General features: G+C 62.1%; 11 protein-coding genes. 3 read left to right on the plus strand and 8 right to left on the minus strand.

The window, feature by feature from the left end; all coding sequences use genetic code 11:
- Positions 1-194 precede the first annotated feature (194 nt).
- From fabG to HU720_RS17115, 5 genes are all read right to left on the minus strand, one after another.
- On the minus strand, positions 195-935 hold the full coding sequence (gene fabG, locus HU720_RS17095) for a 3-oxoacyl-ACP reductase FabG (protein ID WP_186521118.1): 741 nt from the start codon (positions 933-935) through the stop codon (positions 195-197).
- A gap of 16 nt (positions 936-951) precedes the next feature.
- Positions 952-1,890, minus strand: a complete 939-nt coding sequence (gene fabD / locus HU720_RS17100) for an ACP S-malonyltransferase (RefSeq protein ID WP_186521119.1) — start codon at positions 1,888-1,890, stop codon at positions 952-954.
- 166 nt (positions 1,891-2,056) lie between these two features.
- Positions 2,057-3,037: a phosphate acyltransferase PlsX gene (gene plsX / locus HU720_RS17105; protein ID WP_217843712.1), complete on the minus strand. Its 981-nt coding sequence runs from the start codon at positions 3,035-3,037 to the stop codon at positions 2,057-2,059.
- Positions 3,038-3,070: 33 nt separating this feature from the next.
- Entirely contained in the window at positions 3,071-3,253 is a 183-nt protein-coding gene (rpmF, locus tag HU720_RS17110) for a 50S ribosomal protein L32 (RefSeq protein WP_003247154.1), read from the minus strand.
- A 13-nt stretch (positions 3,254-3,266) separates the two neighbouring features.
- Positions 3,267-3,794, minus strand: a complete 528-nt coding sequence (locus HU720_RS17115; protein ID WP_186521121.1) for a YceD family protein — start codon at positions 3,792-3,794, stop codon at positions 3,267-3,269.
- Between the two features lie 223 nt (positions 3,795-4,017).
- On the opposite strand from HU720_RS17115, the gene HU720_RS17120 reads away from it, so the two are divergent.
- Positions 4,018-4,596, plus strand: a complete 579-nt coding sequence (locus tag HU720_RS17120; RefSeq protein WP_186521122.1) for a nucleoside triphosphate pyrophosphatase — start codon at positions 4,018-4,020, stop codon at positions 4,594-4,596.
- Between the two features lie 46 nt (positions 4,597-4,642).
- On the opposite strand, the gene HU720_RS17125 is transcribed toward HU720_RS17120, so the two are convergent.
- Genes HU720_RS17125 through rluC form a run of 3 tightly spaced genes read right to left on the minus strand, consistent with a single transcriptional unit; the run spans position 4,643 to position 7,269 of the window.
- A complete protein-coding gene (locus tag HU720_RS17125; RefSeq protein ID WP_186521123.1) occupies positions 4,643-5,632 on the minus strand; it encodes a S49 family peptidase in 990 nt (329 codons plus the stop codon).
- A 2-nt stretch (positions 5,633-5,634) separates the two neighbouring features.
- Entirely contained in the window at positions 5,635-6,312 is a 678-nt protein-coding gene (locus HU720_RS17130) for an HAD family hydrolase (protein WP_186521124.1), read from the minus strand.
- Positions 6,313-6,315: 3 nt separating this feature from the next.
- Entirely contained in the window at positions 6,316-7,269 is a 954-nt protein-coding gene (gene rluC / locus HU720_RS17135; protein WP_186521125.1) for a 23S rRNA pseudouridine(955/2504/2580) synthase RluC, read from the minus strand.
- Between the two features lie 782 nt (positions 7,270-8,051).
- Between rluC and rne the strand changes: the two genes are divergently transcribed.
- Complete coding sequence (rne, locus tag HU720_RS17140; protein WP_186521126.1) at positions 8,052-11,225, plus strand: ribonuclease E; 3,174 nt, start codon at positions 8,052-8,054, stop codon at positions 11,223-11,225.
- Positions 11,226-11,238: 13 nt separating this feature from the next.
- Positions 11,239-11,429, plus strand: a 191-nt coding sequence (locus tag HU720_RS24400) for a hypothetical protein (protein ID WP_238337716.1), incomplete at its 3' end; no start/stop codon positions are given.

Here is an 11,429-nt window from a genome sequence, read left to right on the forward strand (position 1 = left end):
CACTCCTAATGGATATATGTCAGGCAACTGACCGGCGCCCAATTTTATAGAAAGACGTCTGCTTTTCAAGCGAAACGAACCTTCCGACTGGCCAACGTGTCCGCCGCCTGGAATCTGATTGCAGCTTTATAACGGATTTTAGGCTCGCAGTATGACTATTTTTTGAAGCAATCCGTCACATTGCACTGCATTTTTTACATGTACATCCCGCCGTTGACCGGCACGGTGGCACCGGTAACGTAGGCTGCACCGTCCGATGCCAGGAACGAAACCACCTTGGCGATTTCGTCGGCCTGGCCCAGGCGGCCCAGTGGAATCTGGGTTTGCAGGGCTTCGCGCTGCGCTTCTGGCAGCTCGCGAGTCATGTCGGTGTCAATGAAGCCTGGGGTCACCGAGTTGACGGTGATACCACGCGAACCGACTTCACGCGCCAGTGCACGGCTGAAACCTTCGAGGCCGGCCTTGGCGGCGGCGTAGTTGGCCTGGCCGGCGTTGCCCATGGCACCCACCACCGAGCCGATACTGATGATACGACCCCAACGCGCCTTGGTCATGCCACGCAGCACGCCCTTGGACAAACGGTAGAGGCTGTTCAGGTTGGTATCGATCACATCGAACCACTCGTCGTCCTTCATGCGCAGCATGAGGTTGTCGCGGGTGATGCCGGCGTTGTTGACCAGAATGGTCGGCGCACCGAACTGGGCGCCAATTGCACCCAGTACTGTTTCAACGGACTCGGCGCTGGTGACGTTCAGCTCCATGCCAGTACCGTCGATGCCGTGCTCCTTGAGCGTGGCAGCAATGCGCTCGGCGCCGGATGCCGAGGTGGCGGTACCGATCACGATAGCGCCCTGGCGGCCCAGTTCGAGGGCGATGGCTTGGCCGATGCCGCGGCTGGCGCCGGTCACCAGTGCAACTTTACCTTGCAGACTCATGCAAGCGTCTCCAGATTCAGGCCAGCGCCGCACGGGTGGCGGCGACGGCGTCAGGGGTATTGAGGTTGTAGGTGGTCACGCCGTCGGCGCAACGCTTGTTCAGGCCAGCAAGCACTTTGCCCGGGCCGCACTCGACCAGGTTGACCGCACCATTGGCAGCCAGCGCCTGTACGCATTCAACCCAGAGCACTGGCTGGTGCAACTGGGCCAGCAGGTCTTGCTTGAGTGAATCCAGGCTACCGGCGACGGCGGCGCTGACGTTCTGCACCACCGGAATTTGCGGGGCCTTCCAGTCGATGGCGTTGACCGACTCGGCAAAACGCTCGGCGGCCGGCTTCATCAGGGCACAATGCGACGGCACACTGACCGCCAGCGGCAGGGCGCGCTTGGCGCCCTTGGCTTTGCACAACTCGACGGCACGATCGACAGCCGCCTTGTTGCCGGCGATAACCACCTGGCCTGGGGAGTTGAAGTTGACCGCACTGACCACTTGGTCTTCGGCAGCTTCAGCGCAGATTTCAACGACTACCGCGTCGTCCAGGCCGAGAATGGCGGCCATGGCGCCATGACCTGCCGGCACCGCTTCCTGCATCAGCTGGCCACGACGCTCGACCAGACGCACGGCGTCCTTGAGCGACAGGCTGCCTGCGGCTACCAAAGCACTGTACTCGCCAAGGCTGTGGCCGGCGACGAAGGCCGGCTGTGCGCCGCCCTCTTCGAGCCAAAGGCGCCACAGAGCGATGGAGGCGGTCAGAATGGCCGGCTGGGTCTTGTCGGTTTGGTTGAGTTGTTCTTCCGGGCCTTCCTGGACCAGTTTCCACAGGTCGTAGCCCAGGGCCTCGGAGGCTTCCTTGAAGGTTTCGACGATCACCGGCTTTTCGGCGCCGAGCTCGGCGAGCATGCCCAGCGACTGGGAGCCTTGGCCGGGAAACACGAATGCGAGGGATGCAGACATTGAACAAGCCCTTATGATCTTGTCGTCGGATGGGTACGCCAGGCTGCATGCCGGGCGCGCAATCTGAACACTTGGATGAGTACGGGGGCCAAGCGGTCACATTTAAGCATTTAGCGGGCGCTATGCCCAAAGCGTTTGTTTTACGCAGCTTTACCGCAACAGCCGGTTACGGCAGCAGATCTTCCAGCCGCCCATGCAAGCGCTGCGGGAGGTTTTCCTGAATCTCGATCAGCGCGCGCTGAATGGCGCTCTGCAAACCTTGCACGCCTGCCGAGCCATGGCTCTTGACCACAATCCCCTGCAGGCCCAGAAAACTCGCACCGTTGTGCCGCGCCGGCGCAAGGTCTGCCTGCAAGCGCTTGAGCAGGGGCATCGCCACCGCCCCGGCAAGCCGCGACATGACGCCGCCCTTGAACAGCTTCTCGATACGCGCAGCAATCATCAACGCCAGGCCTTCGCTGGACTTGAGCAGGATGTTGCCGACAAACCCGTCGCACACCACCACATCGGCCTCGCCACGGTACAGCCCGTCACCTTCGACGAAACCGACATAGTTGAGGCCACGGGCGTTCTGCAGCAGTGTGGCCGCCAACTTGACCTGCTGGTTGCCCTTGATGTCTTCGGTACCGATATTGAGCAACGCCACCCGCGGGCGATTGACGCCCAGTGCTTGCGCGGCCACCGACCCCATTACCGCGAACTCGACGAGGTTCTGCGCGGTGCAATCGACATTGGCCCCCAGGTCGAGCAACTGGCAATAACCCGCCTGGGTTGGAATGGCTGCCACCATGGCCGGGCGATCGATGCCAGGCAGGGTTTTAAGCACGAACCGCGACAGCGCCATCAGCGCACCGGTATTACCAGCACTCACGCAGGCATGCGCCTTGCCATCACGCACCAGTTCAAGGGCGACGCGCATCGACGAATCGGGCTTGCCTCGCAGCGCCTGCGAAGGCTTCTCGTCCATGCCCACCACCTCGCTGGCCGCAACAATTTGCAGGCGCGCGCGATCCGCAGCCGAAAGGCCACTGAGCAGATCTTCTAGGAGGGAGGGTTGACCGACGAGGGTCAGGTGGAGCGAGGGTGTAGCCGAAAGGCAGGCAATGCTAGCCTGGACAATGTTGCGGGGACCGAAGTCCCCGCCCATTGCGTCGATCGCGATGATCTGAGCGGACAAGGATTACTCGTCAGCGCCCTTGTCGACGACTTTGCGACCACGGTATACGCCTTCTGGCGAAACGTGGTGACGCAGGTGTACTTCACCGGTGGTCTTTTCGACCGACAGCGCGTTTTCCGACAGAGCGTCGTGCGAACGGCGCATGTCACGGGCAGAGCGGGATTTTTTGTTCTGCTGAACAGCCATAATTGATTAACTCCTAAACGTTTGGGTCACGCTTTAACTGCGCCAATACACTGAACGGGTTGGACCGTGATACCTCGTCCTTGCTCGGTTCGGGCTCATTTGCTCCCGCCGGCTGCTGGCATTCTTCCGGATGATGAGCAGGTACGATCGGCAGGGCGAGCAGCAGCTCTTCCTCGATCAGCGCCTGCAGATCCAAAGGATCTTCGCCCAGTTCCAGCACGTCATAGCCTTTCGGCAACGACTGGGTATTCGCACCCTCCTTTACCACCGCGTACGAACACTCGCTGTGGATTGGAAGGGTGACCAGCTCAAGACAACGCTGGCAAACCATTTTGACCTCGACGTCGAGCTCGCTGTGGATAACCACAGTGTGCTGTTCGTCTCGCTCAAAATCGAACTTCGCCTGCACCATACCGACATTGTCGGAAAGCGGGTCGCAGAGTCTTTCCAAATCGGCGAGTGACAGCGAACCGTTTAGGGTTACGCCGCGATCGGCCAATTTGCGCGGGTCAACGTGAGGTGGAATCGGGTCATTCAACATAGGCGCAGCATTCTAGGGATGGACCCCCGCCCTGTCAAAGGAAATTCAGCACTTGGTACACAAGGGGCTGACCAGAGGATATCTGCACCCACTCGCAAGGCTCTGAAACAGGGCCGGGAACACCCGTTTACTGCAGTACAATCGGCCTTGCACCTGGCCTCGTCGTAGCAAAAACAGCGTTGCGACAGGCCACAGAATTGCCGCATCCGACCAGGAGTCAACCATGCTTCCTTTATTACTGGCCTCCAGCTCCCCTTACCGGCGTGAACTGCTCACCCGCCTGCGCCTGCCCTTCACCTGGGCCAGCCCAGACCTTGACGAGCGCCGCCTGGGCGAGGAGCCCGCCGCCGAACTGGTCAGGCGCCTGGCCAGACAAAAGGCCGAAGCACTGGCAGGCAGCCACCCCAGCCACCTGATCATTGGCTCCGACCAGGTGGCGGTACTGGGCGAACAGATACTCGGCAAGCCGCATACCTTCGAGCGTGCCTGCGAGCAACTGCTTGAAGCCAGCGGGCAGCAGGTCTCCTTTCTGACCGGTATTGCGCTATTGAACAGTGCTACCGGGGCTTGCCAGGTCGACTGCGTGCCATTCACGGTGACCATGCGCGAACTGGACCGCGAGCGCGTCGAGCGCTATGTAGCCGCCGAGCAGCCGCTTGATTGCGCCGGAAGCTTCAAGGCAGAGGGGCTTGGCGTGAGCCTGTTCCAGAGCACACATGGCCCGGACGCAACCAGCCTGATCGGGCTACCCCTGATCAGGCTGGTCGACATGCTACACAAAGAAGGCGTGCAGATACCCTGAGCGCGACGGGAGGCCAAACCCCGCATGGCGCAGCGCAACCACCAGATCAGCGCAGCGCGGGCGCCTGCAGACCCATGTACAGGGCCAGGCGCTCGGCTACGCTTGCACCAATGCGCTTGGAGAAGCGATCGAACGGCGACTCCTGCACAGTGAAGTCAACCAGATCCTTCTCACCGACGATCTCGCGAGCCACATAGCTGGCACTGCCAAGGCCATCGATCAAACCGAGCTCCTTGGCCTGCTCGCCCGACCAGATCAGGCCACTGAACAGCTCAGGGTGCTCTTTGTCCTTCAGGCGCTCTCCCCGCCCCTGCTTGACCATCGCGATGAACTGCTTGTGGGTAGTGTCCAGTACACCCTGCCAGAACGCCGTCTCTTCAGGCTTTTGCGGCGAGAACGGGTCGAGGAACGCCTTGTGCTCGCCTGCGGTGTAGGTACGCCGCTCCACGCCGAGCTTTTCCATGGCGCCGACAAAGCCGTAACCGGCCGCGGTGACGCCAATGGAACCGACCAGGCTGGCCTTGTCGGCATAGATTTCATCGGCGGCACTGGCGATGTAGTAAGCACCCGAGGCACCCAGGTCGGCGATCACCGCATACAGTTTGATAGCCGGGTATTCGCCACGCAGGCGGCGGATTTCATCATAGACATAGCCGGACTGCACCGGGCTGCCGCCAGGGCTGTTGATGCGCAGCACCACGGCCTTGGTTTTCGGGTCCTTGAACGCCTCACGCAAGCTCTTGACCAGATTGTCGGCGCCTGCCGGCTCCTGATCGGCGATCACCCCGCGCAATTCGACCAGCGCCGTATGGTTGGTGCTGCGCGATGCGGCCTTGTCTACATCCAGCAAGGGCGTAAACAACGCAATCATGCCGAACAGGTAGATAAAGGTCAGCAGCTTGAAGAAAATCCCCCAGCGCCGCGCCCGGCGCTGCTCCTGAACACCGGCAAGCAGCGTCTTCTCCAGCAGCTTCCAGCTTTTGCGGTCTTCGTTATCCACAACTTCGGACTCGGGTGCTTTCCACTCGTCAGCCATGCTCACCTACCCTGGAATGTAAACTGCGCAGGGCCCAGCCACTGGCGCAATTGAGAAAAATGCTCGATGCACAGCTGCGGGCCGAACTCGGCCAACGCCTGCAGCGACATGGCACCATAGCCGACCGCCACCGAGTGCATGCCAGCATTGCTGGCCATTAACAGATCGAATGCAGAATCTCCGACCATCAATGCCCGCCCCGGTTCTACCTGGCAATGCGCGAGAATTTCCTCAAGCATCAGTGGGTGAGGCTTGCCGCGGGTTTCGTCGGCAGCGCGGGTAATGTCGAAAAACGCCTGCAAGCCATTGGCCTTGAGCACACGGTCCAGCCCGCGGCGCGCCTTGCCGGTTGCCACCGCCATGCGATAGCCCTCCTGGCGAAACGCTTCGAGCGATTCCACAACACCTTCGAACAGCGGCGATGGCTGCTGATCCAGTGCCGTGTACACGTCCGCGTAATGCTGGCGGAACACCTCGAGCCGGGCGGGAGACAAATGCGGATACAGCGTCGCGATCGCCTCCACCAGCGCCAGGCCGATGATGCCCTTGATCGCCTGGTCACTGCTGGGGGCCTCACCCGCGAGCTCGGCAGCCATATTCATGGCTTCGACGATGCGGCCAATGGAGTCAGCCAGGGTGCCGTCCCAGTCGAAAATCAGCAGGTCGTATTTTTTACTCATCACTCAGGACGCCAGCCGCTCGACGGCCTTGGCCCACATTTCGTCTACCGGCGCCTCAAGCTTGAGCTCACCACCATCAGGCAGCGGCACGGTCAACTGGTAGGCATGCAGGAACAGGCGCTTGCCGCCCAGCTCGCGAATCTCGCGGGAGAAATCTTCGTCGCCGTATTTATTGTCACCGGCGATCATGTGCCCGGCATGCAAGGTGTGCACGCGGATCTGATGGGTACGACCGGTGATCGGGCGCGCCTCGACCAAGGTGGCAAACTCGCCGAAGCGGCGCAGGACGCGGAACAGGGTCAGCGCCTCCTTGCCCTCGTCATTGACTTCGACCATGCGCTCGCCGGAGCGCAGGTTGCTCTTTTGCAACGGCGCATTGACCTGCTTCTTGGCAGTCGGCCAATGCCCACGCACCAGCGCCATATAACGTTTGTCGACACCATCACCGCGCAGCGCGGCATGCAGATGGCGCAGCATGCTGCGTTTCTTGGCGATCATCAGCAGGCCGGAAGTATCGCGGTCAAGGCGGTGCACCAGCTCCAGCTCCTTGGCATCCGGGCGCAACTGGCGCAGCGCCTCGATGACACCGAAGCTCAGGCCACTGCCGCCATGCACAGCGATGCCAGCCGGCTTGTTCATCACGATAAGGGCTTTGTCTTCGTAGACAATCGCCGCCTCCAGACGCTGCAACAGGCCCTGGGCGACTGGTGCCGGCTCGTCGCGCTCCGGCAGCCGCACGGGCGGCACGCGCACCACGTCGCCGGCCTGAAGCTTGTACTCGGGCTTTACCCGCCCCTTGTTCACCCGCACTTCACCCTTGCGCAGGATGCGGTAAACCAGGGTTTTAGGTACGCCCTTGAGCGCCGTGATAAGGAAATTGTCGATGCGCTGGCCGGCAAGCTCAGGCGCGACTTCGATCAGCTTTACGCCGGAAGTCGGGGGGGTATTGGTCGTCATGGCCGCGATGATAACAATTTTTTATGGAATTGAAGCACTTAATCATTACTGCTATAGTCGCGAACGCCGCCAAAAGCGGCAGGCCAGCGGCAACAGGCTCTACGCCGGCCCTGACCTTCGCAATTCCCAAGGACGCGAGGCCGTCCTACGGGGTGCTAGCCAGTTTAGTGAATGCCTGAAATCGCCACCAGCGCTGTGTAGAGAAGACCGAAAAAAAACGACAAGTCCGGTGTTTTAGCCTGCTTACCCGCTTCTTTTCGCTGCACCTCTGCCCGCCATCGACGTTTGCGCGCATTCGGGCCAGTGTTCCGGAAATACCTGCCTTGAATATGTTATGGCGCCAGCTCGTGACGGGGCTGGCGAAAAATGCAACCCGTTGCGGATTCAGCGCGCGGCAGCACCGAATTATCAGGGATACGTGCAGGGTGGAGATGCACAGCCTTCGGAACGTGTGGCACAGCGTCCGGCAACCAGCCCACTGTTTGGCTGGCAAGCGGACAATGTCCTGAACAGACGCTCACAGAGCATCCACGGCCGACGGTTGATTCCTCCTCCTGACTGAGTGCACCAAGCCTGGCGGTTGCCACACATGCCCCAGGCCCGGTTTGCACCGCAGCACACAGGACGCGTCGTCGCGACAACGGCAGGCTGGGCAACCGGCTGGTGCCGAACGTTGCTCGACACGGGGGTGGCCCGCCACCCTTTGCGCACCTTGGCACCTATCATGGCAAGTCGTGTGTGCCAAACGCCGTTTCCGGCAGCCCGGAAACCGACGGTACAACATGAAAAGAATGCTGATTAACGCAACTCAACCCGAAGAGTTGCGTGTAGCACTGGTTGATGGCCAGCGCCTCTACGACCTGGATATCGAATCCGGCGCCCGCGAGCAGAAGAAGGCCAACATCTACAAAGGCAAGATCACCCGTATCGAGCCCAGCCTTGAAGCCGCCTTCGTCGACTTCGGCTCCGACCGTCACGGCTTCCTGCCGCTGAAGGAAATCTCCCGCGAGTACTTCAAGAAGGCCCCCGAAGGCCGCGTCAACATTAAAGAAGTGCTGACCGAAGGCCAGGAAGTCATTGTCCAGGTCGAGAAGGAAGAGCGCGGCAACAAAGGCGCCGCCCTGACCACCTTCATCAGCCTGGCAGGCCGTTACCTGGTTCTGATGCCAAACAACCCGCGCGCCGGTGGCATCTCCCGCCGCATCGAAGGCGAAGAGCGCAACGAGCTGCGTGAAGCCCTGAACGGCCTGACCGTTCCAGGCGACATGGGCCTGATCGTGCGCACCGCAGGCCTTGGCCGCAGCAGCGAAGAAATGCAGTGGGACCTCGACTACCTGCTGCAGCTGTGGACCGCCATCAAGGAAGCCTCGCTGGACCGCACCGCGCCGTTCCTGATCTACCAGGAAAGCAACGTCATCATCCGCGCCATCCGCGATTACCTGCGCCAGGACATCGGCGAAGTGCTGATCGACAGCATCGACGCACAGGAAGAAGCCCTGACCTTCATCCGCCAGGTGATGCCGCAGTACGCCAGCAAGGTCAAGCTGTACGAAGACAGCGTACCGCTGTTCAACCGTTTCCAGATCGAAAGCCAGATCGAGACCGCCTTCCAGCGCGTCGTCGACCTGCCATCGGGCGGCTCGATCGTGATCGACCCTACCGAAGCACTGGTTTCCATCGACATCAACTCGGCGCGCGCCACCAAAGGCAGCGACATCGAGGAAACCGCCCTGCAGACCAACCTGGAAGCGGCCGAAGAGATCGCTCGCCAGCTGCGTCTGCGTGATATCGGCGGCCTGATCGTCATCGACTTCATCGACATGACGCCTGCGAAAAACCAGCGCGCCGTCGAAGAGCGCGTGCGCGAGTGCCTCGAGGCTGACCGTGCCCGCGTTCAGGTGGGTCGCATCTCGCGCTTCGGCCTGCTGGAAATGTCCCGTCAGCGCCTGCGCCCATCGCTGGGCGAAAGCAGCGGCATCGTCTGCCCCCGCTGCTCGGGTACCGGCATCATCCGCGACGTCGAGTCGCTGTCGCTGGCCATCCTGCGCCTGATCGAAGAAGAAGCCCTGAAAGACCGTACCGCCGAGGTACGTGCCCAGGTGCCGATCCCGGTAGCGGCCTTCCTGCTCAACGAGAAGCGCAACTCGATCACCAAGATCGAACTGCGTACCCGTGCGCGGATCATCATCCTGCCGAACGATCACCTCGAAACTCCGCACTTCGAAGTCCAGCGCCTGCGTGACGACAACCCGGAAGTGCTGAACAACCTGTCCAGCTACGAGATCGCCACCAGCGAGACCGAAGAAGCGCCACAGCCAACCGCCACCCGCACCCTGGTTCGCCAGGAAGCCGCTGTGAAAACCGCACCGGCCCGCGCCAACGCACCGGTACCGGCATCCGCCGAAGAGCAGCAGCCTGCTGCCCCGGTAGCGGCAGCGCCGAGCGTACCGGAGCCAAGCCTGTTCAAAGGCCTGGTGAAGTCGCTGGTCAGCCTGTTCGCCGGCAAGGACGAACCTGTTGCCGCGCCTGCCGTGAGCACCGAGAAGCCTGCCGCCGAGCGCACCCCGCGCAACGAGGAACGCCGTAACGGCCGCCAGCAGAGCCGCAACCGCGGTGGCCGTCGCGATGAAGAGCGCAAACCACGTGAAGAGCGCAGCGAGCGTGCCCCACGCGAAGAACGCGCTCCACGTGAAGAACGTGCTCCACGCGAAGAACGCGCACCTCGCGAAGAACGTGCTCCACGTGAAGAACGCGCACCGCGTGAAGAACGTGCACCGCGTCAGCCACGCGAAGACCGCCGCGGCAACCGCGAAGAGCGCGTACGTGAACTGCGCGAGCCTCTCGACGCTACCCCGGTAGAACGTGAAGAGCGCGCCCCGCGTGAAGAACGCGCTCCACGCGAAGAACGCGCACCTCGTGAAGAACGTGCGCCACGTGAAGAGCGTGCACCTCGCGAGGAACGCGCCCCACGCGAAGAGCGTGCACCGCGTGAAGAACGTGCCCCACGCCCACCACGCGAAGAGCGTCAGCCGCGCCCGGACGAGCAGGTAGCCGAACACGCTGCCGAGCAGGCCGAAGAGCAACTGCCGAACGAAGAACTGCTGCAGGATGAGCAGGAAGGCGCAGATGGCGAGCGCCCTCGCCGCCGCTCCCGTGGTCAGCGCCGTCGCAGCAACCGTCGTGAACGTCAGCGCAATGCCAATGGCGAGCTGATCGATGGCGATGAAGAAGGCAATGACGAGCAGCAGCCACAACAACACCAGGCCACCGAGCTGGGTGCTGAACTGGCGGCAGGCGTTACCGTGACCGCAGCTGTCGCTACCAGCAACATCAGCAGCGAAGCCGAGGCCCAGGCCAACCAGCAGGCTGAACGCGCCAACGCCGCAGCGGCAGAGGCCCCGGCCGAAAGCCAGGTAGTTGCCGAGGTTACCGAAGCAGCCGAGCAGGCTCAGCCAGTGGCTATCGAGCCTGTGGTAGAGCAGCCGTTCAACGCCCCGGCCGCGGTCGAGCCGAGCGTGGAGCCCGTTGTTGAAGTCGCGCCGGTGCAAGCCGCAGTGGCCGAGCAACCTGCCGCCGAAGTGCAACCTGCCATCGAAGCGCCTGCTGTTGAAGCGGGTGAAATCGAACAGGCACCTGTTGTCCACGCCGAAGTTGTCGAGGCCCCTGCTGTCGAACAGCCTGCGCCAGTGGCCGAGCCACAGTTGGTCGACGCCACGCCCGAAGCGGTAGAAGCGCCGGTTGTCGAGCAGCCAGCGGAAGTGGTTGCCGAGCCTGTCCCGGTCGCGGAGCAACCAGCCGCCCAGCCGTCGAACGGCCGCGCCCCGAACGACCCGCGTGAAGTACGCCGCCGCAAGCGTGAAGCCGAAGCTGCAGCCGCCGCTGCAGCTCAGGCCGCCGCTGAAGCAGCCCCAGCACTGGAAACTGCCGAAGACGAGCACAAGCCTCATCACGGTTGATTCCACCCGCTGAATGAAAAAGCCCCGCCAGTGCGAACTGGCGGGGCTTTTTCTTTGCCTTCAGGAATGGGGCGTGAAGGGCATGGAAGAGTCTATGGTTTGTACAAGCCTGTTCTGGCCAGACATATCTCCTCGTGGCGAGCGGGCTTGTCCCGCGTTGGGCTGCGCAGCAGCCCTGAAAACCCAGGGGCTGCTGCGCAGCCC

Origin of the sequence: Pseudomonas sp. SWRI51, from assembly GCF_014268825.1 — a bacterium.
GTDB lineage: Bacteria > Pseudomonadota > Gammaproteobacteria > Pseudomonadales > Pseudomonadaceae > Aquipseudomonas > Aquipseudomonas farsensis.